This is a genomic window from Aequorivita aurantiaca, assembly GCF_030410135.1.
Lineage (GTDB): Bacteria > Bacteroidota > Bacteroidia > Flavobacteriales > Flavobacteriaceae > Aequorivita > Aequorivita aurantiaca.
In genome coordinates this window covers 17,196-42,951 of the sequence record NZ_JAUGQQ010000014.1, presented here as the reverse complement: position 1 = coordinate 42,951, position 25,756 = coordinate 17,196, and the positions used below count along the sequence as shown (strand labels likewise).

Annotated in this window: 23 protein-coding genes; 4 read left to right on the top strand and 19 right to left on the bottom strand. The window is 40.0% G+C overall.

All coding sequences use genetic code 11. The annotated features are described in order from the left end of the window. Window positions 1-279: 279 nt before the first annotated feature. Both QRD02_RS13425 and QRD02_RS13420 read right to left on the bottom strand, forming a co-directional pair. Window positions 280-1,125 (bottom strand): hypothetical protein, encoded by an 846-nt coding sequence (locus QRD02_RS13425; RefSeq protein WP_290255474.1) that lies wholly within the window; start codon window positions 1,123-1,125, stop codon window positions 280-282. A 207-nt stretch (window positions 1,126-1,332) separates the two neighbouring features. Next, window positions 1,333-1,731, bottom strand: coding sequence for a GlcG/HbpS family heme-binding protein (locus QRD02_RS13420; protein WP_290255473.1), 399 nt, complete (start codon window positions 1,729-1,731; stop codon window positions 1,333-1,335). Between the two features lie 236 nt (window positions 1,732-1,967). On the opposite strand from QRD02_RS13420, the gene QRD02_RS13415 reads away from it, so the two are divergent. Then, window positions 1,968-4,130 (top strand): tetratricopeptide repeat protein, encoded by a 2,163-nt coding sequence (locus QRD02_RS13415; RefSeq protein WP_290255472.1) that lies wholly within the window; start codon window positions 1,968-1,970, stop codon window positions 4,128-4,130. Between the two features lie 38 nt (window positions 4,131-4,168). On the opposite strand, the gene QRD02_RS13410 is transcribed toward QRD02_RS13415, so the two are convergent. From QRD02_RS13410 to rimO, 3 genes are all read right to left on the bottom strand, one after another. Further along, on the bottom strand, window positions 4,169-5,395 hold the full coding sequence (locus QRD02_RS13410) for a glycosyltransferase (RefSeq protein ID WP_290255471.1): 1,227 nt from the start codon (window positions 5,393-5,395) through the stop codon (window positions 4,169-4,171). Window position 5,396: 1 nt separating this feature from the next. Then, the gene (locus tag QRD02_RS13405; RefSeq protein ID WP_290255470.1) at window positions 5,397-5,714 is read right to left on the bottom strand and encodes a hypothetical protein; all 318 of its coding nucleotides are present in this window, start codon (window positions 5,712-5,714) and stop codon (window positions 5,397-5,399) included. Window positions 5,715-5,819: 105 nt separating this feature from the next. Beyond that, on the bottom strand, window positions 5,820-7,121 hold the full coding sequence (rimO, locus tag QRD02_RS13400) for a 30S ribosomal protein S12 methylthiotransferase RimO (RefSeq protein ID WP_290255469.1): 1,302 nt from the start codon (window positions 7,119-7,121) through the stop codon (window positions 5,820-5,822). 213 nt (window positions 7,122-7,334) lie between these two features. Between rimO and QRD02_RS13395 the strand changes: the two genes are divergently transcribed. After that, complete coding sequence (locus QRD02_RS13395) at window positions 7,335-9,233, top strand: S9 family peptidase (RefSeq protein ID WP_290255468.1); 1,899 nt, start codon at window positions 7,335-7,337, stop codon at window positions 9,231-9,233. Between the two features lie 110 nt (window positions 9,234-9,343). Here the strand turns inward: QRD02_RS13395 and ftsY are convergent, their stop codons facing one another. From ftsY to QRD02_RS13335, 12 genes are all read right to left on the bottom strand, one after another. Beyond that, a complete protein-coding gene (ftsY, locus tag QRD02_RS13390; RefSeq protein WP_290255467.1) occupies window positions 9,344-10,297 on the bottom strand; it encodes a signal recognition particle-docking protein FtsY in 954 nt (317 codons plus the stop codon). A 130-nt stretch (window positions 10,298-10,427) separates the two neighbouring features. Continuing rightward, window positions 10,428-10,580 (bottom strand): DUF4295 domain-containing protein, encoded by a 153-nt coding sequence (locus QRD02_RS13385; protein ID WP_290255466.1) that lies wholly within the window; start codon window positions 10,578-10,580, stop codon window positions 10,428-10,430. Window positions 10,581-10,588: 8 nt separating this feature from the next. Then, complete coding sequence (gene rpmG / locus QRD02_RS13380; protein ID WP_045081706.1) at window positions 10,589-10,771, bottom strand: 50S ribosomal protein L33; 183 nt, start codon at window positions 10,769-10,771, stop codon at window positions 10,589-10,591. 27 nt (window positions 10,772-10,798) lie between these two features. After that, window positions 10,799-11,038: a 50S ribosomal protein L28 gene (rpmB, locus tag QRD02_RS13375; RefSeq protein ID WP_111845261.1), complete on the bottom strand. Its 240-nt coding sequence runs from the start codon at window positions 11,036-11,038 to the stop codon at window positions 10,799-10,801. 75 nt (window positions 11,039-11,113) lie between these two features. Further along, the gene (locus tag QRD02_RS13370) at window positions 11,114-12,361 is read right to left on the bottom strand and encodes a competence/damage-inducible protein A (RefSeq protein ID WP_290255465.1); all 1,248 of its coding nucleotides are present in this window, start codon (window positions 12,359-12,361) and stop codon (window positions 11,114-11,116) included. Window position 12,362: 1 nt separating this feature from the next. After that, window positions 12,363-12,704, bottom strand: a complete 342-nt coding sequence (locus tag QRD02_RS13365) for an Hpt domain-containing protein (protein WP_290255464.1) — start codon at window positions 12,702-12,704, stop codon at window positions 12,363-12,365. A 1-nt stretch (window position 12,705) separates the two neighbouring features. Beyond that, window positions 12,706-13,317 carry a fumarylacetoacetate hydrolase family protein gene (locus tag QRD02_RS13360; RefSeq protein ID WP_290255463.1) on the bottom strand — a complete coding sequence of 204 codons (612 nt, stop codon included), beginning with the start codon at window positions 13,315-13,317 and terminating at the stop codon, window positions 12,706-12,708. An 8-nt stretch (window positions 13,318-13,325) separates the two neighbouring features. Then, window positions 13,326-14,099, bottom strand: coding sequence for a 3'-5' exonuclease (locus QRD02_RS13355; protein WP_290255462.1), 774 nt, complete (start codon window positions 14,097-14,099; stop codon window positions 13,326-13,328). 104 nt (window positions 14,100-14,203) lie between these two features. Continuing rightward, entirely contained in the window at window positions 14,204-15,535 is a 1,332-nt protein-coding gene (locus tag QRD02_RS13350; RefSeq protein ID WP_290255461.1) for a dihydrolipoamide acetyltransferase family protein, read from the bottom strand. Window positions 15,536-15,674: 139 nt separating this feature from the next. After that, window positions 15,675-16,796, bottom strand: coding sequence for a glycosyltransferase family 2 protein (locus tag QRD02_RS13345; protein WP_290255460.1), 1,122 nt, complete (start codon window positions 16,794-16,796; stop codon window positions 15,675-15,677). A 1-nt stretch (window position 16,797) separates the two neighbouring features. Further along, a complete protein-coding gene (gene recR, locus QRD02_RS13340) occupies window positions 16,798-17,418 on the bottom strand; it encodes a recombination mediator RecR (RefSeq protein ID WP_290255459.1) in 621 nt (206 codons plus the stop codon). A gap of 84 nt (window positions 17,419-17,502) precedes the next feature. Beyond that, window positions 17,503-19,995, bottom strand: coding sequence for a T9SS type A sorting domain-containing protein (locus QRD02_RS13335; protein ID WP_290255458.1), 2,493 nt, complete (start codon window positions 19,993-19,995; stop codon window positions 17,503-17,505). A 134-nt stretch (window positions 19,996-20,129) separates the two neighbouring features. On the opposite strand from QRD02_RS13335, the gene QRD02_RS13330 reads away from it, so the two are divergent. Continuing rightward, complete coding sequence (locus tag QRD02_RS13330) at window positions 20,130-21,575, top strand: sodium:solute symporter (RefSeq protein ID WP_290255457.1); 1,446 nt, start codon at window positions 20,130-20,132, stop codon at window positions 21,573-21,575. On the opposite strand, the gene QRD02_RS13325 is transcribed toward QRD02_RS13330, so the two are convergent. Both QRD02_RS13325 and QRD02_RS13320 read right to left on the bottom strand, forming a co-directional pair. Next, window positions 21,546-21,905: a CoA-binding protein gene (locus QRD02_RS13325; protein ID WP_290255456.1), complete on the bottom strand. Its 360-nt coding sequence runs from the start codon at window positions 21,903-21,905 to the stop codon at window positions 21,546-21,548. The two genes, QRD02_RS13330 and QRD02_RS13325, sit on opposite strands and share 30 nt — an antisense overlap. A gap of 407 nt (window positions 21,906-22,312) precedes the next feature. Further along, window positions 22,313-23,320 carry a 3-oxoacyl-ACP synthase III family protein gene (locus tag QRD02_RS13320; RefSeq protein WP_290255455.1) on the bottom strand — a complete coding sequence of 336 codons (1,008 nt, stop codon included), beginning with the start codon at window positions 23,318-23,320 and terminating at the stop codon, window positions 22,313-22,315. 367 nt (window positions 23,321-23,687) lie between these two features. Here QRD02_RS13320 and htpG point away from each other — a divergent pair, with 367 nt between their 5' ends. Beyond that, window positions 23,688-25,580, top strand: coding sequence for a molecular chaperone HtpG (htpG, locus tag QRD02_RS13315; RefSeq protein ID WP_290255454.1), 1,893 nt, complete (start codon window positions 23,688-23,690; stop codon window positions 25,578-25,580). The last annotated feature ends 176 nt before the right edge of the window (window positions 25,581-25,756 follow it).

The window sequence follows — 25,756 nt, the reverse complement described above, 5'->3', positions numbered from 1 at the left end:
CGCAAGAACCTGGTTCAGCAAATTTTGATTCGTGTTGCTCATAATGTAAAATTTAAGTGGTTTATAGTGTGACAATTATGGTGAAAATATAAACACCAGTCAACAGGAAAAACCCTGTTTTTTTTAGGGGGAAAACCCTGTTTTTTTTGGGGGGATTTCCCTTAAATGGTTTAGGAATATTCCTACCATAAAACAATTGCGAACAAAAAAAAGCCGCTACATAGCGGCTTTTCCTTGTGTTGAATAGTGGGTTGAAGGGGTGTGGCCCTGCTTCCTCTGTTAGTAATATGAAATGCTGTATGAATAGGTATCGCCCATATCGTCCTCATTCACCACGGTTGGGTATCCATCTGCATCATACGCATAGGTGTAGATTAATGAATCGCCCCCAGTTTCCTGGATGGAGGTAATATTGTTCTTGAAGTAAGGGAAACTGTACCCCTCAAACCCGCTAACATAAATACCATCAAAATCCTCAAAGAATTCAAGGAAGCGTTCAATATAAATGGAATCAAACTGGCCATAAAATGGGTTTGTTTTATCATCATAGGTTAAGGTGAAGGCCGTAAGCGGGTTGTCATCATTGTCAAAGGACGCTGCGGAAACCATATTGCCATTGGCATCATAACCAAAAAGGGTGTACTGGTAGCTTTCGGTATATTTAACAATTTGCCCCGCGGCGTTCAGCTCCATGTACACTTCAGAGTCCGGACCGCCGGCAAAATCACCAGTTGCGGTTACCGTGTTGCCGTTGTAGGTTATGGCCACAATATCAGGACCGTTGCCATAGCCAGACAAACGTCCATCGGCATTATAAGTAAACGTTACTACGGACGTAAATGGATTAGGGCCCGCTTCTTCAAAAACCACTCTTGTTAGTCTCTTTTCTGAATCATAACTAAAATCTGACGTATAGGAAAAATCAATACGGGTGCCGCTGTAGGTAGTCAATAGGTTATCGGCATTATAATAATAATCTGTTTTAGTGTTATCATCTATTTTTTCAGATTTCACCAATTTCCCCGAAGGTGTTTCCGGGTCCGGGTCTGAATCGTCATCTGAAGAACAGGATATAAGAAATGCGTTAAGCAGAATAATGGCAAAGATGAATTTTGTTTTTTTCATATTTTTTAAGTTTTCGTGATGCAATTTTTTTTGCGGGGTAAATGTAATACAATTAGAATACATTGATCCATAGTTACTTTCTATTTACTCTTGGCAATTTTTATGGCTATTAGGATTCCCGCTTCAAATTTTGTTTTGCTGAAGTAGCTTATTAACATCAAAAAAAAAACCTCCGTTTGGAGGTTTATTACTTTTTGGCATATTTGTTTATAGTGCTTCTGCCCCTGCGGTTGCCACGGTATGGTCATTATCCACGGTACTTCCGCTCACGCCCACTGCGCCAATGATATCGCCATTTTTATTCTTCAATAAAACCCCGCCGGGGAAGGAAATCAGCCCGCCGTTGGAATGTTCAATGCCGTACAGCGGTTCGCCGGGCTGTGATAGCTTGCCAATTTCGCCGGTGGGCATATCAAAAAATCTTGCGGTTTTGGCTTTTTTCAGGGCAATGTCCGCACTGCCCAGCCAAGCGCCGTCCATACGGGCAAAGGCCACTTGGTTTGCGCCGCTATCAACCACGCTAATGTTCATTTTGGTGTCTATGTCGGTTGCTTTCTTTTTTGCTGCGGCAATCACCTTTTCCGCTTGTTCCAATGTAATGTTCATATTGTTTATTTTTTATTGCTTAAAGCCTAAATATAGCCAGTAGATATTTAAAAGTCGTGAACATTGTGTTAAGCTTCCTTTTCTCTAAAGGGAACGCTATTGAAAATGAATTGAGTAGAAAAAATGCGCACATTCCAAAAAAATAGAAACCTGGCTTCTAGAATTATGGATGGTTATAAAATAGAATTGCAATTAAATTTTATCTTAGTTGCCTAATAGCGAACAGCTTTCTGTATATGCCCACCATCCTCAAACTCCTTTTTGTTTTTTTCCTATTCGCGGCGTGCAAAAACAATTCGGAAACGGATTCCTATTCCGCCATCACCAATTTTAAATCTGTTCATGAGGACGGCTATGTGGGCGATGCCCAATGTATGCAGTGCCATAAAACCGTGTATGATTCCTGGAAGGATTCCGACCATGACTTGGCCATGCAAATTGCCAACGACTCCACCGTGTTGGGAAATTTTAATGATGAAAGAATTGTTCTGGACGGCGTGTCCTATTTTTTTACGAAGAAGAACAACAAGTTCATTGCACATATAAAAGAAATAGATGGCTCCGAAAAGGAATATGTAATTGCTTACACCTTCGGGGTGTACCCCCTGCAGCAATATTTGGTAGATTTTGAAAACGGCCGAAAGCAGGTGCTGCGCGTAAGCTGGGATGTGGATGCAAAAAAATGGTATCACCAATATGAAGGGGGCAAAATGAATCCGCACGACTGGATGCACTGGACGGAGAGCTCCCAAAACTGGAACACCATGTGCGCGGAATGCCATTCTACCAATTTAAAGAAAAACTATTCCGCCGACACCGACTCCTTTACAACCACTTATGCCTCCATAAATGTTAGTTGCGAAAGTTGCCATGGCCCCGCAGAGAAACACGTGTTTTGGGCAAAAAACAGTGGGGACACTACCAACATTGCCCATACCTATATACTAAAAGGGAAAACACAACTGGAACAAATGACTATGTGCGCCCCCTGCCATTCCCGCCGCGCGAAACTAACCGAAAACCTGGTGCCCGGGGAGTATTTTGAAAATCAATACTATTTGCAAGTGCTGGACACTGCCAACTATCATGCAGATGGCCAGATTGACAATGAGGACTATGTGTATGGTTCCTTCCTGCAGAGCATGATGTACCATAACAATGTGAAATGCGCAGATTGCCATAACGTGCACAGCCTTAAACTGAAAAAAGAAGGCAACAATTTATGTTTGCAATGCCACGCGCCCACCTATAATGAGCCTTCACACCATTTTCACCCCATGAGCTCTGAAAGCGCCCAATGCGTGAATTGCCACATGACCGGCAAAAAATATATGGGCATCGATTTTAGAAGGGACCACAGTTTCCGTGTTCCCCGGCCGGACCAAAGTGTGGCATACGGCACGCCAAATGCCTGCACCCAGTGCCATACGGACCAAACCGATGCGTGGGCCGCCGCTATGGTCAAACAGTGGTATGGCGAAAATAGACGGGATCATTTTTCCGATGGCCTATTGCTGAGCACCAAACCTGGAATTACGGTTGCCGAAAGAAAAAAATTGGATGCTTTTATTACAAATATGAAATATCCCGCCATTGCTCGGGCCAGCGTTATCAACAACCTGAACATTACAAATGTGGAGCAGTTTGTGCCCATTATAAATTCACTGAAAGACGCGTCACCTTTGGTACGGTACAATGCATTAATGAAATTTAGGGATCTTAATTTAATGGATCGCATTTCAATTGCTGCCGAACATATTGCGGACACCTCCCGCCTGGTGCGTATAGGGAGCGCGGAAATTTTAAGCGGCGTGCCACGGGAACAGCTTCAAAATCTGGATCAAAATGCATTGTTAAAAGCCCAAAAGGAATTGGCAATCATGCTCCACACCAATGCAGATTTTGCTACGGGCAGATTGCGGCTCGGGGATCATTATCTTCAAAACAATGACATTCCAAATGCCATAAAGCAGTATCAAATGGCAATCAAAAAGGACAGTCTTTTGTTGCCCGTATATCCCAATCTCGCCACCGCCTATAGTATGACGGGCAATACCCAGGCGGCTTTGGAAACCTTGAATGTATTATTGAAAAAAAATCCAAATTACGGCAGGGCATATTACCTGCGTGGCCTACTCAATCTGGAAATGAAAAATAATGCACAAGGGGAAGCAGATTTAATAAAAGCGACCGCTCTCGACCATACAGATTCCCGCTCCCACTATAATCTGGCAACATATTATTACCAAAATAAAAATTGGACCAAAGCCGAAAAAGCCGTAAAGGCAGCCCTAAAAGTGGAACCCGAAAATGGAGATTTTCGATATTTGCTGGCACTCATCTACGAAGGTCAGGGAAAACGTGCGGAAAGTGCAGCTATATTACAGCAATTACAATAAGAACCTGCGGGTGCACAATATTTAACAAGGTCTCACCATCATTTTGACTTAGCGGAATTTTTCTCCTCAATCCATTTGCTTAAATATTTGGTGCTTTGAAGAGTATGGTGTTGTAGAATTTGTCCAAGAAAATTTTGCTGGCGATGTGTTTCAAGATTTTTTGATAGAGTGCAAATGAGTTTGGCAAATTCCAAAGAAAATAAATCCTTCCGAAACCGATTCTTGATAATTTCGAAACCATTGTGCTGCGCTTCCCGCCAAAACATTTCCTCGGAATATAATTCTATTGCGGCAGTTACGAACGCTTCCTTGCCAGAGGTTACCGCCCCACCAAATGGATGTGTGCCGCTCATTCCCTCCGCTCCCACATCAGTCGTTACCGAAGGAAGGCCAAAACGCATAGCGTCAAAAATCTTACCTTTCAAGCCAGCCCCAAAACGAAGGGGCGCCAATTGCACCCGATAAAAACTCATTACAGTTTCCACACTTTCGGCCCATCCCTGTATGATAAAACCTTCTTTAGTATTGTGTAGCTGTTGGATTTGTTGTTGGGCATAAGCGCCATAAACATGAAGTTCCGCTTCGGGGAATTTTTTCCTTATTTCGGGCCAAATTTCTTTTAGTTGAAATACCGAATCAACATTCGGAGCGTGCAGTAAATTTCCGATAGCGAGAAAATGATTTCTGCTTGAAAACGTTGGCACTTCTTCTGACATGGAATCTATTAAAAACGGTAAGTAGTAAAGTATTTCCGAGGGAATTTTAAAGGTAGTTTGAAGCAATTCCATTTCATATTCTGAAATAACGAGCGTCAAATCGCACCGCAAAATACTTGCGAGTTCACGTTTTGCCATTTCTGAAAATAGGTTTGCCGCGGAAATTGGCTTGCCATTTTTCACTGCTTCTTCCCTAGCCTTCCGCAGAAAATGTAAGTCTTCGGTATCCAAAATTTTCAGGGCATCCGGACAACTTCCAGAAACGCGCCATCCAAATTGTTCTTCCGTAACGTAGCGGTCAAAAACTACAATTTGGGGATGCAATTTTTCTATAAATTCATCAAAGGACACTTCATTCAATAGAATATTTTTTACAGCTATGTCCTGCGTTTCCAAATCGGCAGTTCTTTCAGTGATTGATGCCGTACTCGCAAAGGTGATTTGATATTTTTCCTCATGAAACAATCCAATCAACTGCATCATCCTACTCCCCGCAGCGGTGGTGCAAGGCTCGGGAAAGGTATGGCCGATGATTAATACTTTTTTCAAATTATTGTGTGACGTCAATTCCATAATAGCCACACATCAGCTCCAAAGTGAAGAAACTGGAAATAACCCCCATAACAATCATTGTGCTCACAAACAAGGTTGCCAGCACAACTATCTTCCGATGGGAGTGGTAGTTTATGTAGTTCAGGATCACTTGCACTATCAAAGCAATGGTTTGTGCTATCAACAAACGCTTTGCACAACCCACCGTTGGTTCATTATAGTAGAGAAAATAGGTGGCCAGCATTATAATAATGTATAGTGCCGTAATGCCGAACAGCACGGTTTTCGGGAAACGGAATCTCTGGGAATTATTCATGGAAAACGCTTTTTCTTCAAATATAAACAGAATCCCTAAACCGCTGTAGCGTTTAAAAAAGCAGTATTACCCCAATCACAAATTATTGTTTGTCAGTTTGTGGTTTTAAACAAGCTCAGCATACAGATCAAAATCTTCGGCAGCGGTAATTTTCACATTGCAAAACTCGCCGGTACGCAGGTAACCTTCCGCTGCATTTATCAGAACTTCATTGTCCACATCGGGACTGTCAAATTCAGTTCTTCCCACAAAATAGCCGCCTTCCTTTCGGTCAATCACCACTTTGAATTCTTTGCCAATTTTCTGTTGGTTAAGTTCCCAAGAAATTTGCGATTGTATTTCCATAATCTGGTTTGCACGGTCCATTTTCACGTCCTCCGGAACGTCATCCTCAAGATTGTATGCGTGGGTGTTTTCCTCATGGGAATAGGTAAAACAGCCTAACCGCTCAAAACGCATATCCTTCACCCATTGTTTTAAGGTTTGGAAATCGTCCTCGGTTTCGCCGGGATAGCCAACAATTAAAGTAGTTCTTATTGCCATTCCGGGAACGGCCGCACGAAATTCCTCTAACAATTTTGTTGTTTTCACTTTGGTAGTCCCACGACGCATCGACTTTAGGATTGGGTCCGAAATGTGTTGCAATGGAATATCGATATAATTGCAGATTTTCGGCTCGTTGCGCATTAGTTCCAAAACATCCATCGGGAACCCTGTGGGAAATGCATAATGCAATCTTATCCATTCTATTCCTTCTACCATTGCAAGCCTTTGGAGGAGCTCTGCTAAATTTCGTTTTTTATATAAATCCAGTCCGTAATAGGTTAAATCCTGCGCAATCAAAATAAGTTCCTTCACTCCTTTTGCGGCGAGCTTTTCGGCTTCTATTACCAAATCTTCCATCGGGGTGCTTCGGTGTTTTCCGCGCATAATAGGAATTGCGCAAAAAGAACATGGGCGATCGCAGCCTTCGGCTATTTTAAAATAAGCATAGTTTTTAGGGGTTGTGGTAATGCGTTCGCCTATCAACTCGTGTTTATAATCTGCGCCCAAGGCCTTTAACAACCCAGGAAGTTCAGTGGTACCGAAGTATTCATCCACATTTGGAATTTCCTTTTGAAGATCCGGTTTATAGCGCTCTGACAGGCAGCCGGTTACAAACACTTTATCCACAAGGCCCTCTTCCTTCTTTTGAACGAATTCAAGAATGGTGTTGATGCTTTCCTCCTTGGCATTGTTAATGAAACCGCAAGTGTTTATGACCACGATATTTCCTTCCTCTTCATGTACCACTTCCTTATTGCTGGCGCGCAACTGGCCCATCAGCACCTCACTGTCATATACATTTTTGGAGCAACCTAGGGTTACAACGTTTATCTTATTCTTCTTTAGGGTTTTGGTACGCATTTTTTTTATTTACGATTTACGGGTTTCGATTTCCGAATTCTTAATTTTAAAAAGTGCGCAAAGATACCACTAAAAAAAGGAAACAAATTACAAATGACAAAACCCAAAACGCAAATTCCCAAAAACCAAAATTAAACGATCGTCAGGCTGAGTCTATCGAAGACCCAACCAACTTTTTTATTTAACTTTACGCTTCTTTAAATAATTTCAACGATGAAAAAAATGACATTCCTGCTAGCCTTTCTATGCGCTAGCTTTTTGTTTGCACAAAAAACAATGACACCGGAGCTTTTATGGCAGGTGAAAAAAGTAAGTCCAATTGGTTTATCCGCTAATGGTCAACTGCTGTACTACAAAGTTTCCGCACCCAATATGGAAACAAATGGCTTTGACGCCAAATACTATTCAATGCCCGTGAACGGGGGCAACTTTACGGAAGTTTCAAAAGATGAAGCAAAGGTTACCGATAAAAATCTGTCGCCCAACGGACAATTTCTTTTGATGGACAAACCAGTTCAATTAAAAGATGTGACCGGAAAGGATATATATGACGATCTTCCAAAAAGTGATGCCTACGTATATACTTCATTGGATTATAGACATTGGGACAAGTGGAACGACGGCACGTACAACCATGTGTTTTATAAGGATGTGAATACCGGCGCGGAAACAGATATTATGCCCAAGCAGCCATATTACACTCCACAAGCGCCATTTGGCGGTGATGAGGATTATATTTGGGGACCCAATGGTGAAAATATTTATTACGTAAGCAAAAAATTGGCAGGAACAGAATATGCCGTCAGTACCAATACCGACATCTATAAATTTAATTTAGCCACAAAAAAAACAGAAAACATTACCGAAGAAAATAAGGGATATGACACACATCCGGCATTTTCAAATGATGGAGCATTGGCTTGGCTTCAAATGAAGACTGAAGGTTTTGAAGCAGATAAAAACGATATTATTGTTTTGAAAGATGGCGTGAAGCAAAATATAACTTCACAATGGGATGGAACGGTAAACAGCTTTATTTGGTCCTCTAACAACAAGGATTTATATTTTACCGCACCCATTGGGGGAACTACCCAAATTTTTAAAGTGGACCATCCGGGAAAAACCAGAAAAATGGCTGTGGTTGAGCAACTTTCCCAAGGCCAGTTTGATGTTACCGGCATTGTGGCGGAAAAGGACGGCAAACTCATTGTTACGCGGACTGATATGAACCATGCATCAGAAATTTTTTCTTTTGATTTGAAGAGCAAAACCTTTAACCAACTAACTCAAGTTAATACTGAGTTCTACGGCAAATTAGATTTGCCAACTGTTGAAAAAAGAATGGTCACAACTAAGGATGGCAAACAAATGTTGGTTTGGGTAATTCTGCCACCGAATTTCGACAAAAATAAGAAGTACCCCACTCTGCTATATGCACAGGGCGGCCCACAATCGGCACTATCGCAATTTTATTCTACCCGTTGGAACTTTCAGTTGATGGCATCACAAGGTTATATTGTGGTTGCGCCAAACAGGCGCGGCATGCCCGGCCATGGAGTGGAATGGAACCAAGCCATCAGTGGCGATTGGGGTGGCGGCGCAATGCAGGATTATTTGGATGCAATAGATGAAGTTGCCAAAGAATCCTATGTGGACAAGGATCGTTTGGGCGCTATTGGCGCAAGTTTTGGGGGATATTCTGTTTTTTGGCTTGCCGGCAATCACGATGGCCGTTTTAAAACTTTCATTGCCCACGACGGCGTTTTCGATACCCGGTCAATGTATGGAACGACTGAGGAATTATTCTTCGTGAATTATGACATGGGAGGGGCCTATTGGGAAAAAGACAATGTGAAGGCCCAAAAGGCATTCAATGAATTCAATCCTATAACTTATGTTGATAAATGGAATACGCCAATAATGATCGTGCAGGGTGGGAAGGATTACCGCGTTCCAATTGAACAGGGATTGCAAGCCTTTCAAGCCGCCCAATTAAAAGGAATAAAGAGTAAGCTTGTATACTTTCCGGAGGAAAATCACTGGGTGCTGCAACCGCAAAATGCACTTGTTTGGCAACGGGAATTCTTTAGCTGGCTTAAAGAAACTTTATAAAATAGAAACTGGATTATTGTTTAAAAATTAAAATAACAAAATTCTAAAAAAAATGCACGAGAGCACGAAAAAAAACTCATTCGTACTCTCGTGCATTTTACTTTTAAATCCTATTTAAAGAAGGAATCTACAAATTCAATTTTGTTGAAAACCTGCAGGTCTTCCATCCCCTCGCCCACTCCAATATATTTTACCGGTATCTGGAATTGGTCGCTAATGCCAATCACTACACCCCCCTTTGCCGTACCATCCAATTTAGTAACAGCCAGTGAAGTGACCTCGGTAGCCGCGGTAAATTGTTTAGCCTGCTCAAAAGCATTTTGGCCAGTGGAACCGTCCAAAACCAAAAGCACATCGTGTGGCGCATCCGGTATTACCTTTTGCATTACGCGTTTCACTTTGGTCAGCTCGTTCATCAAGTTAACCTTATTATGGAGGCGGCCTGCAGTATCAATAATAACTACATCCGCATTTTGGTTTACAGCACTTTGCAACGTGTCAAAAGCGACGCTTGCAGGATCGCTGCCCATATTTTGTTTTACGATTGTAACATCCGTTCGGTCTGCCCAAATTTGAAGTTGATCAATAGCAGCTGCACGAAAGGTATCGGCTGCACCCAAAACCACTTTCATTCCAGCTTTTTTGAATTGATATGCAAGTTTTCCGATGGTAGTGGTTTTGCCAACCCCGTTAACGCCAACTACCATAATAACATAAGGTTTTTTGTTTTGGGGAATTTCAAATTCTGTAGCATTTCCTGAATCTATTTCGCTTAAAAGTCCAGCGATTTCCTCACGAAGTATTTTGTTTAGCTCATCGGTTCCCAAATATTTATCGCGTGAAACACGCTCCTCAATTCTACCAATTATCTTTAGAGTTGTATTTACTCCCACGTCACTGGAAACAAGCACCTCCTCCAGATTGTCCAGAACATCATCATCAACCTTGCTTTTGCCGGCTACTGCTTTGCTTAATTTATCGAAAAAAGAAGTTTTTGATTTTTCAAGGCCTTTATCGAGCGTTTCCTTTTTTTCCTTTGAAAATATTTTTTTAAATAGACTCATTTTAAAACTTTCAGGTTTCAAGTTCCACGTCCAGGTTTAGGAATTTGGAAATTGTAGTTTGGAATTTTTCTTAAAAATACGAAAAGCCACCTTCGCAAAAAAGTGGCTTTTTCTAAATATTATAGGCTGGTTATTTTTTGTTCAACCAGTCACTTACCAATTCTGGAGCCATAATGGACTCGGTGAATGTATAGGCTCCTGTTTTAGGAGACTTAACCATTTTTATTGCTTTGGTTAAACGCTTTGAGCCTGTTTGTAACGATGCTACTGATTTCTTTGCCATGACTTATATTATTTAATCTCTTTATGAACGGTCATTTTTTTCAAGATTGGGTTGAATTTTTTCAACTCCATTCTATCGGGGGTGTTCTTTTTATTTTTGGTCGTGATGTATCGGGAAGTACCTGGTTTTCCTGACTCCTTGTGCTCCGTGCACTCCAAAATTACTTGTACTCTATTTCCTTTTTTAGCCATTGTAACAGACTTTATTGATTATTGCAGTTATTTTGTTAAAAAGCCTTTTTCGCGGGCCTCTTTCATAACCGCAGAAATACCTTTTTTATTGATGTTTTTTATCGCCGAAGCAGAAACACGAAGGGTAACCCACTTGTCTTCCTCAGGAATGTAAAAGCGCTTCTTAAGCAAATTTACATCAAACTTACGTTTGGTTTTGTTCATCGCGTGCGACACGTTGTTCCCAACCATCGCCTTCTTTCCGGTAAGTTCACAAACTCTTGACATTTCTTAACTTTATTAGTTATTTTAAAACAGGGTGCAAATTTAAGTAATAATATTTTGATGTACAACAAAAGGAAATTAGTTTTTTAAAATTTCTTTTAGGAGCATTTCAAAAGCCTTGTTTGCTGTCTTTTCAATAACACGATATCGATCTCTTCCAAAATTGAATTTTTCTGAAATAATTCCTTCCGGCGTAGCAACGGCAATACAGACAGTACCTACCTCCTCGTTCCCATCTCCCTTAGTTGGACCCGCGATGCCAGTGGTGGCAATTGAATATTCAGAATTAAACAGTAATCGGCACCTCTGGGCCATTTCTTCTGCCACAGGTATGCTAACCACATTATGGGCATCAATAGTTTCTTTTGAAACTCCTAAAATTTTTGTTTTCAATTTAGTGTCATAGGGCACTATACCACCCATAAAAGATGTGGATGCGCCCGGATATTGCGTTATTTCTGAAGCGATTCTACCGCCAGTACAGCTCTCGGCCACACTATAACTCTGTCCTTTTGCGAATAATATTTGACCTATTTTCTCCACTATAGTAGTTTCATCCTCAAAGCCGATGGCAATTTCCTTTAGCAATTGGTGCAAGTCTTCCATTTGTTGGTTCACTTCCTCTTGAAGCAGCTGCTCATCATTTCCAGTTGAAGAAAGCCTCAATCGCACCTTTCCCAGAGAGGGGAGATAGGCCAATTTTAAATGAGTTGGCAGCTTATCCTCCCAATCCGCAATTTTTTCCGCAATGACACTTTCTCCAAGTCCGTAAGTCAAAAGCGTTTTATGGTAAATAAAGGGTCGGCTAAATCTTTTAGTTATCCTCGGCAAAACCTCATCCTGTAACAAGTGCTTCATTTCGTAAGGAACGCCGGGCAGTGAAATAAACACGGTACTACCGATATCCATCCACAATCCGGGGGCCGTTCCGTGCATATTCATTAAAGCAATTGCCTTTGAAGGCACCATGGCTTGTTGATAATTCGCCGGAGATGGCTTGTTGAATTGGTAGTTCAGGAAAAGCTGATTTATATTTTCAAGAACATCTTTATTCTCAACCAAATGATCATTAAAAAAATCGCAAAGGGTTTGTTTGGTAATATCGTCTTTGGTAGGTCCTAATCCCCCTGTAATAATAACGAGATTTGAAATTTTTTTCGCCTCCTCCAAGGCTCGGAGAATATGGTTGCGATCATCCTGAATTGAAGTGATTTGGTAAACTTTCACCCCTATTCTATTAAGTTCTTTTGAGATGTAGGCAGAATTGGTATCAACAATTTGACCTATGAGAATCTCATCGCCTATGGTAATAATTTCTGCAAGCATGTTATAATTTGAAATCTTCCCTTAATTCAGTAAAAACATGGTTCAATGTTGTTAGTACGTTTTCAAGATGTGGAAGCACGGCAGCCTTATTTTTGGAAGTTTTGGACCATGCTTCAATACTCGTAATATCTTTAAGGGCATCAATGCCGAACATTTCAATATTGGGTTTCATTTTATGTGCAAATTGATATGCCAATTCTCGATTTTCGTTATCAATTGCTTCCTTCATTGAAAGTAAATCGGGCGGGATTTCCTCCAAAAATGTTTGGGCCAATATTTTAAGAAATTCTTGGTCACCATCGGCGATCTCGGCAAGATTTTCCTTTGCATAAGATTTTATCATTCTACTTTACTTTTATGGAAAACATTTCTGTTTCTCCAATGTAACCCGTCAAAACATCGTTAGGTTGAACACTACCAACGCCTGCGGGAGTACCCGTAAAGATAATGTCCCCGATTTTCAGTGTAAAATATTTTGAAATATATTCGATTAACGCATCAATTTTCCACATCATCAGCACAGAATTGCCTTTTTGAACCACTTTTCCGTTTCTTTTTAAGCTGAAATCGATATTATTAATGTCTGAAAATATTTCTTTTTTTAAGAAATTTCCCACGACCGCAGCGCCATCGAACGATTTTGCCTTTTCCCAAGGCAGCCCTTTTTGTTTCAATTCTGACTGTAAATCCCTGGCTGTGAAATCTATTCCCAAACCAATTTCATCATAATATTTATGTGCAAATTTTTGGTCAATATGTTTCCCGATTTTATTGATGCGCACCAAAAGTTCTACTTCGTGTTGCACGTCATTCGAAAATTCGGGAATGAAAAACGGCTGTTTTTTCAGAAGTATTGCCGTGTCGGGCTTTAAGAAAATAATGGGTTCGGAAGGTCTCGCGTTGTCCAGTTCCTTTATATGGTCAGCGTAATTGCGGCCAATGCAGATTATCTTCATCTTTCCGATTAAAATTTTGTATTCAATTTTTGAAGACGAATGCGGGTCAAAACTTTTTTGGTGTACAACGGAAAATCGGCATTCAGCAACCAACCGAAATAGCCGGAATCCTTCTCCATAATTTCTGTAACAAGACTGCCTTTGTATTTTCCAAATGAAAATACCTCAATTCTTTCTTCATTATAACTTATAAAACCTGCAAAATCGGCATGGTCCCGATGCGAGCTGAAATCGGCCAAATAATTTATATCGTTTTCCAACTCGGGATATTTATCCAGCTGTGCTTTTAACACTTCGTAGGTTGCGTTGGTATCCGCGGCGGCACTGTGCGCATCCTTTAAATCCTTATTGCAATAAAATTTATAAGCAGCTTCCAACGTGCGCTTTTCCATTTTGTGAAAAATAGTTTGCACATCGACCGACAGTGCCTTTTTCATATCAAAATCTACTTCGGCACGAAGCAATTCTTCTGCCAAAAGCGGAATATCGAAACGATTGGAATTAAATCCACCCAAATCACTGTCCTTTATTAAATTGTAAACTTTGGGTGCGAGTTCTTTAAATGTTGGTTCATTTGCAACCATTTCATCCATTATTCCATGAATTGCAGAAGATTCTGCGGGAATGGGCATTTCAGGGTTTACGCGCCACGTATGACTTTCTTTATTTCCGTTTGGGAAAATTTTCAATATTGCAATTTCAACAATCCGGTCCGTAGCCACATTGGTTCCCGTGGTTTCAAGGTCAAAGAAACAGATTGGTTTTTTCAGGTTAAGTTCCATTATTTTGTTTTGTTGGGCAAAGATACCTTTTATTGAAGTTTTATAAATAAGAAAAGGGGATTTTGAGTTCAAAATCCCCTTTAAAAATTCAATTATTTCTGAAATTAAATTTCCCTGTTAACGTCCCAAGCTTCCAAATAATCGGCAACCCGTTTCACGAATTGTCCACCCAATGCCCCATTCACAACCCGGTGGTCATAACTGTGGGAAAGGAACATTTTGTGACGGATACCAATAAAATCGCCTTCAGGAGTTTCAATAACCGCAGGCACTTTACGAATGGCGCCCAGGGCCAAAATACCCACTTGCGGCTGATTGATAATGGGGGTTCCCATAATGCTTCCGAACGTTCCCACATTGGTAACCGTGTAAGTTCCGCCTTGAATTTCGTCTGGCTTCAATTTATTTTCTCTGGCGCGACTAGCAAGATCGTTCACAGCTTTGCTCATTCCAACGAGATTCAATCGATCCGCGTTTTTGATTACCGGAACAATTAAATTTCCATCGGGAAGTGCGGCTGCCATTCCTAAGTTTATGTTTTTTCTCTTAATGATATTATTTCCATCTACGGCAATATTCATCATTGGGAAATCTTTCAGCGCTTTCGCCACGGCTTCCATAAATATTGGCGTGAATGTGAGATTTTCGTTTTCGCGTTTTGCAAAAGCGTTTTTTACTTTATTTCTCCAGTTCCAGACGTTGGTAACATCACATTCCACAAATGACTGCACGTGTGCGGAAGTTTGTGTGCTTTCAACCATATGGTGGGCAATGAGTTTGCCCATACGCGTCATTTCAATAATTTCATCTTCCCCGCTTACTGCAATCGATGCCTTTGGTTTCGCAGTTTCAGCAGTTTGCGCTTTCGCTGTATCTTTATTTTTCGCGGCAACGGCTGTTTGTGACTCAGTCTGTTGTGGCTGTGCTTTTGCGGAAGAACGATTTTCAACATACGCCAAAATATCGTTTTTGGTTACGCGACCATCCTTTCCGGTTCCGGAAATTTTATCCAATTCTTCTTGCGAAATACCTTCTTGGGAAGCAATATTCTTAACCAAAGGCGAATAGAAACGCCCTTCGGTATTCTCAATTGGTTGCGTTATCTCGGTGGCGGATTGTATCTGTTTTTCAACTTGCGGAACACTTTCGGGAACTGATAATTCCTTGGCAGTTTCGGATTGGGCATTCTCCTTTCCTTCGGTTTCTATAATGGCAATCGTTTGACCTACTTGCACAACATCGTCAACATTAAAAAGTTTTTCGACCAAAACCCCATCAACCTCGCTTGGCACTTCGCTATCCACTTTATCGGTGGCAATTTCCAGTACCGCCTCATCGGCATCAATGGTGTCGCCCACTTCCTTTAGCCAGTTGGTTAGTGTTGCCTCTGCAACGCTTTCGCCCATTTTGGGTAGTTTCAATTCAAATCTTGCCATAACTTTTTGATGTACGATTGACGAATGTCGATTTACGATTTAAAATATTTCCTTTTTTTTTCTATAGCTTCCATAAAAGAAGCCGATTTTAAACCCTGCAAAATTAGTTAAAATTTGTTCGTTTCGGGTTTCATATTTCTTAAAAAACAACCACCCCGCCCTTTTCGTCACTCTGGTCGCTACCCACAATGAAATTGCAGCCGACCGGCCGAATGCGAAAAAAATTGCCTTTGCCCTTCAATTGTTTCATAAGTTTGAAAATTTCTTTATAGGAAATATATTCCGCGTCAAAGACCAGCAGACTGTTTTCCAGCAAAACTTGGGGATGCATGTTTTTTGAAACCATTTGGAAAACTGTCGCTGTAGTTTCTGACAGTGTTTCGAGCAGCTCGATGTTTTCGGTGAAAAAGTAATTTCGGTGTAGCTTCAAATCGGCTTTTGGTTTTTTTTCGGAAGCAATCTTTTTTGCCTTTTTCGCCAGGGCCACTCCTGCCGAAACAGAACTTTCCAATAGGAGATTTTTATTGAAATGCTTTCCGTAGAAAATTTGCATTGCGCCGTAAAAACGCTCAAAATATGCTTCGTCTTTTACAGTACTTTCACCTTTATAATGAAGCACTGTTGTTTCGCCGTAATAATGGTTTTCATAGCCTGCCTGCGAAATTTTATACGACAGATCGATGTCTTCGCCATACATAAAATAATCCTCATCAAAACCACCGACTTCATTGTAAATACTCCTTTTTAAAAGCATAAAGGCGCCCACCAAAACCTCCACCTTCCCATTCAAATTTTCCGGAAGATGGGTGGCATAATATTTCTGTGTAAACCCCGTAAGCTTCAAAAATGAAACTTTTGGGGTGGGTAAATTGCGCTTACTTTCAGGAAGAAATTTTCCTGTTCCATCCATCAAATAAACACCCAAGGCCCCAATATTTTCTACACTTTCGTAATATTCAAATGCTTTAGAAAATACATCTTCGGGAACGGCGGTGTCCGGATTTAGAATACAGACATATTCCCCTTTTGCCACTGCCACAGCTTGATTATTAGCCTTGCTGAAACCTACGTTTGCGCGGTTTTCAATCAACACCACATTTGGGAAAAACTCTTTCACCATTGCACAACTATCATCCTTTGAATCGTTGTCAATCACAATAATTTCAGCATCAAAATTTGCAACAGCTTTTTCTACGGAAAGAAGACACTGTTCCAAAAAATAGCGCACATTATAATTAAGAATAATTACGGAAAGCTTCAAATTACAGACTTTTTAGGGATGATTCAAAAGGAATTCTGTGAAGGATGCTTCTGCCCAAGGTTACCTCATCGGCATATTCCAATTCGTCACCCACAGAAATTCCACGGGCAATAGTGGTGGTGGTTATGTTATAAGGTTCAATCTGTTTATAGATATAGAAATTGGTTGTATCACCTTCCATTGTTGAGCTGAGCGCAAAAATAAGTTCAGAGATATTTCCAATTTTTATTTTTTCGACTAAAGAAACGATAGTCAAATCTCCCGGCCCCACACCGTCCATTGGAGAAATTTTCCCTCCCAAAACGTGGTAATGGCCACGGTATTGGCTAGTATTTTCAATGGCCATTACATCGCGAATATCTTCCACCACGCAAACCAATTTTTCATCGCGGCGGGGATTGGCGCATATTTTGCACAATTGGGTATCACTAATGTTATGGCAATTTGAACAAAAATTTATGCTCTCGCGCATTTGCAATAAAGCGGAAGCCAATTTTTGTGATTGTTGCTCGGGTTGTTTTAATAAATGAAGCACCAAACGAAGGGCGGTCCGCTTTCCTATTCCGGGAAGTTGGGACATTTCGTTTACTGCGTTTTCAAGTAGTTTTGAAGAAAATTCCATATTGATATTGAAGGGCAAAGGTAAAAAAAAATGCCTCAGAAAAACGGTGGTTTTCCCGAAGCATTCTTAATTGATAAAACTGTTTTAGTTTATAAGCAACTTTTTGGTTGCCGTACCCTCCTCAGTATTCAAACGAACAAAATAGGTGCCCGAAGAAAGGAAGGAAACGTCAACAGAGTGTTTATTCGCTATTGTGGCGTTTGCTTCATAAATAAGCAATTTCCCCGTAATGTCGAAAACACGAACTTCTGCCTTCATTGATTTTGGCAGTGCAATCGTAAATTCTGAAGTTGCTGGATTAGGGTATATGCTTATGCTATTTTCGGAAATTACTTCCTCAATGCCCACGGTACTATCCACTAACGGAGATATCCACAGACCTCTTCCGTACGTACCGGCATAAAGTGTATTGTTTGCATTGTTGATGTCCAATTCATTTATAATAACGTTTGGCAAGAGGTTACTGTAAGGTTGCCAATCCGTGAAGGTATCATCAATATAATATATGCCATAATCCATTCCTAAATAAAGACCGTTCTTGCCATTGTCATCCCAAATAACCGCCAAAGCACTAAAATTAGGCAGATTCAGTTTATAATCAGTCCACACTGCACCGCCGTCATTGGAAACAAATACACGATTACCGCTAGTTGTTGCCACGGCAATTTTATCGGGATTTGTTGGATGGATGGCTATTGAATTAACTACGCCTCCAGGTGTTGTGACTTGAACCCAATTGGTAGCGCCGGCATCGGTAGTTTTATGAATTACAGGGCCTCTTGAGGCATACATGATTTGATTATTGGAAGGTGAAATTTTTAAATTATCCAAATTTCCACCAAAATTCTGTGATATTGCAGACCAAGATGCCCCGGAATTGCTTGATTTATAAATAATATTATAGCCCACATAAATAGTATTTGGAAGAACGGGGTCTTGCTCAAATGGTGTTACCCAATTGCCAGAGCCGCTACCTGGCTCATTAAGCCCAGTATAGGTTGAGCCTCCATTGTTAGTGCGGTAAAGTTGGCCAAACTGACTTGTTCCATAGAAAATATTGCTATTTGTTTTATCTATAAATGATTCCATTCCGTCCGCTCCCAACCAATCTTTCCATTCCGTGGCCGCTGAGTAAAAAGATGTACCATTATCTTGGGATCCTCCTGAAACTTTGAAATCATTCTCTTGGGAAACTCCAATTTTATAAAATTGACGAATGCCTAAACCATCGGTAAGATCTTCATAATAATTTGCAGTAACGGTACCAGTGTTTGAGGCTCTGAAAATACCTCCATCAGTTATAGCGTAAAGGGTGTTTCCGTAGAACATTAAATCATCAACATCCGCATGGCAATATCCAATATTCGCAGCGGCAGCATTTCCGGGTATCCAATCTGAAGTACAACTAAATGTGGTTCCACCATTCATGGAGCGCCAAGTTAAAATTCCAGCTATGTGCACTTCATTTACATTAGATGGGTTCACGGCAATTCCCATATCCCGTGGTGCTTGACCGCTGTTGTCGTTTCCACTTGTGCTGTACCCGAAAAAGTTCAGGCCTCCATGGTTAAGTTTTGTAAAACTGTTACCAGTGTTATTTGAAGTATAAAATGCGCCAAAAATACCATTGGCAGCTTCCAAAACATATACAACATTAGCATTATCTGCTGAAACGCCAATCATTTTTGGTCCATTTGAAAATCCACTAATGGTGGTAAAAGTTGCACCTCCATCAACAGATTTGTGAAAACCACTACCTGAGGCATAAACTACCGATAGATCGCCCGGTTGGAACTCTACGTCATATCCTCTATTATCTCCTGCAATAACTTTCACCCAAGTGGCGCCACCATCCATTGATCTGTAAATACCAACATTCTCTGCTGTTGCAAATATCATATTTGGGTTGGATGGATTTATAAGAATTTTATTCACATTGCTACTTCCTATTTGTCCGTGAAGATTCCATGTGGCACCCGCATCAGTGGATTTAAATATTCTTCCGCCCGTCGAGCCGAAAAAATAAGTATCGGCATTTGAGGGATGAATGGTTACCGAATAAACCGAGAGGTTCGAAAAATAATCGTTGAGAGGTGTCCAAGTTTGTGCGCCGTCAATAGTTCTCCACACGCCGCCGGTATTGGCTCCAACAATCATATGGTTGCTATTCCCTTCATCAATGGACAGACCTGTAATTCTTCCCACACCCGGATTCCAACCAGATGTTGCGCTCCAAGCCTTGGGACCAAATTCCACCCAATTATCAGATAGAACAGCACGGTTTTGTGCGGTACTGTTTAAATATGCGTTCCATCGCTGAAGCTCATTCAGGCGCTCTTCAGTGGTGGGAAGATATCCATTTTCCTTTACCATTCTCAAAGCGTTATATTCCCAGCGTTTAAACTGCTTGTAACCCGATCCGCGGCCCTTATCCCGATTGGCAAAATATGCTTCGGCGTTGTTTATAATTTCCTGCACTTTATAAGTACCGGCATCAATCATCTGAAGATATTCTTGTGCCTGGCTGGCCAAAGAACCAAAAAATAACGCAATAAGTAGTAGTAGTTTGAAACGCATCTTTTTAATTTTTAAGTATTTATATAATTAATTTTTCAAGGAAACCAAAAGTATTAAAAATAAAAATGGTGGAGAAACCAAACTTTGTATTTTTACCAAAAAAGAATCCATAAACCCCTGTAGTCAATAATCTTATGCAACCCTTACACATTCTGCTTTTAATAGTTGGTTATTTTTTGGTCCTGATTTTTGTGTCATTTTTAACCAATAGGGAAGGTAGCAATGCTGATTTCTTTAAGGCAGGAAAACAGTCACCCTGGTATTTGGTTGCCTTTGGAATGATTGGGGCCTCTTTGAGCGGCGTTACCTTTATTTCGGTCCCGGGATGGGTGGAGGCTTCGAAATTCAGTTATTTTCAGGTAGTTTTGGGCTATATCGTGGGCTATGCCGTTATTGGAACGGTACTTCTGCCACTGTATTATCGGTTGAATTTAACTTCTATTTACAGCTATTTGGAGGGTAGATTCGGTACGGCATCCTATAAAACGGGAGCTTCGTTTTTTTTGCTGTCACGGGTTGTAGGCGCCAGTTTCAGGCTTTATTTGGTTGCAGTGGTTTTGCAAACCATTATTTTTGATCAAATGGAAATCCCTTTTTGGGTTACGGTTACCATCACTATTTTGCTGATATGGCTATATACTTTCAAAAGCGGAATAAAAACGATTGTTTGGACAGATACACTACAGACCTTATTTATGCTTTTGGCTGTTGGAGTGTCAGTGTATTATGTTTCAACTGATTTGGGATTATCTGGCAGTAATCTTTTCACCTTTATTGCTGAAAGCGATATGAGCCAGATTTTCTTTTTTGATAATTGGAAGTCGAGCGATTATTTTTTTAAGCAATTCATCAGTGGTGCTTTCATAGCAATTGTAATGACGGGGCTGGACCAAGACATGATGCAGAAAAACCTGACTTGCAGAAACCTGAAGGATGCTCAAAAAAATATGTTTTGGTTCACCATTGTTCTCACTATTGTAAATTTCGTGTTTTTAATTTTGGGATTACTGCTGACCGTGTATGCACAGCAAAACGGAATAGATGCTCATAAGGACCAATTATACCCCACGCTAGCCATGCAGAACGAATTTGGAATTGGGGTGGCAGTTCTCTTTATCATAGGATTGATTGCCGCGGCCTACAGCAGTGCCGACAGTGCCTTAACCGCATTAACCACTTCCTTTAGCATTGATATTTTAGGAATAGAGAAGAAATACAATGATGCAAAGCAAATTCGCGTTCGTAAGCTAATTCACATTTTGGTTTCGCTCGTTTTGATTGGGGTAATCATTATATTTAAATATGTTATTGCCGATGATTCCGTAATAGCAAAACTTTTTGTTTTTGCCGGATATACCTACGGGCCACTATTGGGAATGTATGCCTATGGCCTATTCACTCATTGGAAGGTTAGGGATCGTTTGGTTCCCGTGATTGCCATTGCTACACCATTTCTTGGATACGCCATCAGCGTGATGAGCGCAACCTATTTAAATTTTGATTTTGGGTTTTTTATCCTCATTTTAAACGGGGCGCTAACATTTTTCGGATTAATATTGATTCGTACCCAAAAGTATTAAGGTACACGCAACCTCAGCCTCAATATTGTTTTCATTAAGAATTTGATACAATGCGGGATTTTCCGTTCCGGGATTGAAGATTACCCGTTTTGGTTTTAGAGATACGATATAATCGTAATATTCAACCTGACGTTGCGGGTTTAAATAGAGGGTAATCGTATCAATATTTTCAAAAGCTTTTTTTTCCGTATAAATTTCCACTCCGGCCACAGTTGCCTTTTTTAAACCTACTGCTTCAACAGGATGTCCATATCGCACCAGCCGATTTATGGCGAGGTTGGAATACCGACTGGGATTTTGGCTCGCGCCCAATACTAATGTCTTTTTCATTTCCTTCTTTTTTATGAAAATACAATTCTCATTTCCAACAATTCACAAATGTTCGTTAAAATGAAAGCCCTCATGAAACATTCCAATCATTTGAGCGTCTATATATTTGGTTAGAGTTTAATCTTTACTGCTACTTTTTTTACGTTGATGGTTAGTGTTAATAATTGCAGTAAAGAGCCAAACCCGAGGCAATTGCCTCGGGTTTGTTTTTTTAATTTGACACGTCTGGTTGTGTTAAAAAATGACATTATTGCAACGGACAACCTGTTTTCCTCGTCTCTAATTATAAATGCCTAAAATTTCATTTTATAATTTATTTGAATTAGCCCAATATGGATTATATCCTTTTTAGGATTTGTGGAAAGAGGTTGTCTTAAAAATAACCTCTTTATTTTTTTGTCTGAAAATTACCATCGTATTATGGCGCTTCCCCAAGTAAAACCACTTCCGAAAGCTGCCAAAACCACCAAATCGCCTTCTTTAATTTTACCCGCTTCCCAGGCCTCAGTCAGCGCAATCGGAATGGATGCTGCGGTGGTATTTCCGTATTTTTGAATATTGTTGAATACTTGGTCATCCGTTAATCTCAGCTTTTGCTGAATAAACTGAGCAATACGTAGGTTTGCCTGATGCGGAATCAACAAATCAATATCTTCTAAGCCCAAATTATTGGCTTGCAAACCCTCTTGGATAACTTCAGTAAATCGAACAACTGCGTGCTTAAAAACAAACTGCCCATTCATTACCGGATAATAGGGAATATTTTCCTGAGGATTTTCCGCTATAATTTCGGGCACCCAATGCCTAGTGCTTGGGCCCTGGAGCGCTAGTTCATTTTTATGTTTGCCTTCACTGTGAAGATGGGTTGATAAAATTCCTCCGGCTCCGGTTTCATTTCTTGAAACCACGGCGGCTCCAGCTCCGTCTCCAAAAATGACGGAAACACTTCTTCCTCTATCGGAAAAATCCAATCCTCCACTGTGGTTTTCACTTCCTATTACCAATATATTTTTATACATACCAGTCTTTATAAATTGGTCCGCTACGGATAGTGCATAAATAAAGCCACTGCATTGGTTGCGTACATCAAGGGCGGGAATAGTACGCATTCCCATCATTTCCTGGACTTCCACTCCACCCCCCGGAAAATACATATCCGGACTTAGCGTAGCAAAAACAATCATATCTATGGAATCGGGTTCAAGATTGGAACGCTCCAATGCAATTTTTGATGCCTTCACTGCCATAACCGATGTAGAATTGCCATCACCTTTTTTAATATGTCGGCGTTCCTGAATGCCAGTGCGTTCTTGAATCCAAGCATCGCTGGTATCCATTAATTTCGCCAAATCATCATTGGTTACTACATTTTCGGGCACATAATATCCTAAACCAGTAATTTTCGAAGTATACATATTTATTGAACATTTAAACAGATGGGAAAGATAAGTATATAGCTCTTGGCAATGAAATGAATTTGGATTTTATATAATATGCACGCATAACAGATTGTGACTTCTGTATAAACAAAGAAGGGCACAATAATGTGCCCTTCTTAAACAACCTAACCAATTAAATAATGGAATATTTACTTTTTCATAGCAATTCAATATTCAATTATCTAATCGTAAATATACCAATCTTTGTTCACGTTAATTGTTAAAGCATTAAACAAAGTTTTGTTAAAGTTTTTTGGTGACAAGGTGGCAGAAAATCATGCTCTGGTATTTTATTTGACTAATCAAATGCATAATCAGTAAATAAGCATTAAATTTTAAACTTATGAACAAAGGAACTATCAATGTATCAGTGGATAATATCTTCCCGCTGATAAAAAAGTTTTTATACAGCGATCATGAAATTTTTCTTCGCGAGTTAATTTCCAATGCTACGGATGCCACTCTTAAAATGAAACATTTAACCAATATTGGGGAGGCTGATGGAGTAGCGTATGGTAATCCAATCATTGAAGTTAAACTGGACAAAAAGAAGAAACAACTTCGTATTATTGACCAAGGAATTGGGATGACAAAGGATGAAGTAGAAAAGTACATCAATGAAATTGCTTTCTCCGGTGCGGAGGAATTCATAGAAAAATATAAGGACAAAAATGGAAAGGACGCCGGAATTATTGGACATTTCGGACTTGGTTTTTATTCAGCTTTTATGGTTGCCGAAAAGGTAGAAATTATTACCAAAAGTTTTAAAGACCAACCAGCGGTACATTGGATTTGCGATGGTTCGCCAGAGTTTACCATTGAAGAAACTGATAAAAAGGAAAGGGGTACCGAAATAATCCTTCACATTGCAGAGGACTCTACCGAATTTTTGGAAGAAAACCGCATCCGCGAATTGTTGGTGAAGTATAACAAATTCATGCCCATCCCAATCAAGTTCGGCACTCGCACCGAAAAGCTTCCCAAACCCGAAGGTGCAAAAGAAGATGACAAAGCCCCAACTGAAGAGGTGGACAATATTATCAACAATCCCACCCCGGCTTGGACAAAACAACCCACGGAACTTGAAGATAAAGATTATAAATCTTTTTATAGAGAACTGTATCCAATGCAATTTGAGGAACCGCTGTTCCACATACATTTGAATGTAGATTATCCTTTCAACCTTACTGGAATTCTTTACTTTCCAAAGATGACCAATGATATGAGCATCCAAAAGGATAAAATCCAGCTATATCAAAATCAAGTTTTTGTTACGGATAATGTGGAGGGAATTGTTCCTGAGTTTTTGACAATGCTTCGCGGTGTTATTGACAGTCCGGATATTCCATTGAATGTATCGCGAAGTTATCTTCAGGCTGACGGCGCAGTAAAAAAGATTTCCAGTTACATTACCCGTAAAGTTGCAGATAAACTCAAAGGCCTTTTCAACAATGACCGGGAAGGTTTTGAAAAAAAATGGAACGACATTAAAATCGTGATCGAATATGGAATGCTTACCGAAGATAAATTCTTCGAAAAGGCAAAGGATTTTGCTCTTTTTCCTACCGTCGGAAACACCTATTTTACCTTCTCAGAATTAAAGGAAAAGATAAAAGATGTTCAAACGGACAAAGATGGAAATCTTGTTATTTTGTACGCTTCCAACAAAGAGGAACAGCACAGTTATATTGAAGCGGCCAAGGAAAAAGGCTATGAAATTTTGCTATTGGATTCGCCGATTGTTACCCACTTGCTCCAAAAAATTGAAGGCAGCGAAGAGAAAATTTCATTCGTCCGTGTGGATAGTGATCACATTGAAAGTCTTATCAAAAAAGATGAAACGCAAATCTCAAAACTCACAGATGATGAAAAAGAAAGTCTGAAAACATTTTTGGATGGAGTTATTCCAAAAGAAAAATTTAGCGTACAGTTAGAAGCCTTGGACAGCAGCGCAAACCCGTTCATCATTACTGAACCAGAATTCATGCGCAGAATGAAAGATATGCAAAAAACCGGCGGTGGGGGAATGTTCGGAATGGGCGGTTTTCCCGAAATGTATAATTTAATAATAAATACTAATCATGAATTGGTCGTTGAAATATTAAATACCAAAACAGAAAAAAAGAAAGAACGTTTAGTAAGCCAAGCTCTAGATTTGGCAAAATTGAGCAAAAATCTCTTAAAAGGGGAAGACCTCACCGCGTTTATAAAACGCAGTTATGAAATGATTAAATAAACTTCCACGGCGATTTTTTCAAAAGCCATTCCAAAATTGGAATGGCTTTTTTTTAGGTAATAAACTATTTTTCATAAATTTAAATGAGATGCTCATTATTTTAACATAGTTTTTTAGAATATGGGTATTCATGTGAAAGTTTTAACATATATTTATTGTTCTAACTTTAAATATAT

What these genes read in the sequence shown, in the direction of transcription:
- rpmB (WP_111845261.1), bottom strand. Translation starts at nt 11,038, where the DNA reads ATGTCAAGAGTTTGTGAACTTACCGGAAAGAAGGCGATGGTTGGGAAC.
- QRD02_RS13415 (WP_290255472.1), top strand. Translation starts at nt 1,968, where the DNA reads ATGCCCACCATCCTCAAACTCCTTTTTGTTTTTTTCCTATTCGCGGCG.
- QRD02_RS13420 (WP_290255473.1), bottom strand. Translation starts at nt 1,731, where the DNA reads ATGAACATTACATTGGAACAAGCGGAAAAGGTGATTGCCGCAGCAAAA.
- QRD02_RS13335 (WP_290255458.1), bottom strand. Translation starts at nt 19,995, where the DNA reads ATGCGTTTCAAACTACTACTACTTATTGCGTTATTTTTTGGTTCTTTG.
- QRD02_RS13360 (WP_290255463.1), bottom strand. Translation starts at nt 13,317, where the DNA reads ATGAAGATAATCTGCATTGGCCGCAATTACGCTGACCATATAAAGGAA.
- QRD02_RS13320 (WP_290255455.1), bottom strand. Translation starts at nt 23,320, where the DNA reads ATGTATACTTCGAAAATTACTGGTTTAGGATATTATGTGCCCGAAAAT.
- QRD02_RS13365 (WP_290255464.1), bottom strand. Translation starts at nt 12,704, where the DNA reads ATGATAAAATCTTATGCAAAGGAAAATCTTGCCGAGATCGCCGATGGT.
- recR (WP_290255459.1), bottom strand. Translation starts at nt 17,418, where the DNA reads ATGGAATTTTCTTCAAAACTACTTGAAAACGCAGTAAACGAAATGTCC.
- QRD02_RS13385 (WP_290255466.1), bottom strand. Translation starts at nt 10,580, where the DNA reads ATGGCAAAGAAATCAGTAGCATCGTTACAAACAGGCTCAAAGCGTTTA.
- QRD02_RS13370 (WP_290255465.1), bottom strand. Translation starts at nt 12,361, where the DNA reads ATGCTTGCAGAAATTATTACCATAGGCGATGAGATTCTCATAGGTCAA.
- QRD02_RS13405 (WP_290255470.1), bottom strand. Translation starts at nt 5,714, where the DNA reads ATGAATAATTCCCAGAGATTCCGTTTCCCGAAAACCGTGCTGTTCGGC.
- QRD02_RS13355 (WP_290255462.1), bottom strand. Translation starts at nt 14,099, where the DNA reads ATGGAACTTAACCTGAAAAAACCAATCTGTTTCTTTGACCTTGAAACC.
- QRD02_RS13330 (WP_290255457.1), top strand. Translation starts at nt 20,130, where the DNA reads ATGCAACCCTTACACATTCTGCTTTTAATAGTTGGTTATTTTTTGGTC.
- rimO (WP_290255469.1), bottom strand. Translation starts at nt 7,121, where the DNA reads ATGCGTACCAAAACCCTAAAGAAGAATAAGATAAACGTTGTAACCCTA.
- QRD02_RS13395 (WP_290255468.1), top strand. Translation starts at nt 7,335, where the DNA reads ATGAAAAAAATGACATTCCTGCTAGCCTTTCTATGCGCTAGCTTTTTG.
- QRD02_RS13325 (WP_290255456.1), bottom strand. Translation starts at nt 21,905, where the DNA reads ATGAAAAAGACATTAGTATTGGGCGCGAGCCAAAATCCCAGTCGGTAT.
- rpmG (WP_045081706.1), bottom strand. Translation starts at nt 10,771, where the DNA reads ATGGCTAAAAAAGGAAATAGAGTACAAGTAATTTTGGAGTGCACGGAG.
- ftsY (WP_290255467.1), bottom strand. Translation starts at nt 10,297, where the DNA reads ATGAGTCTATTTAAAAAAATATTTTCAAAGGAAAAAAAGGAAACGCTC.
- QRD02_RS13425 (WP_290255474.1), bottom strand. Translation starts at nt 1,125, where the DNA reads ATGAAAAAAACAAAATTCATCTTTGCCATTATTCTGCTTAACGCATTT.
- htpG (WP_290255454.1), top strand. Translation starts at nt 23,688, where the DNA reads ATGAACAAAGGAACTATCAATGTATCAGTGGATAATATCTTCCCGCTG.
- QRD02_RS13350 (WP_290255461.1), bottom strand. Translation starts at nt 15,535, where the DNA reads ATGGCAAGATTTGAATTGAAACTACCCAAAATGGGCGAAAGCGTTGCA.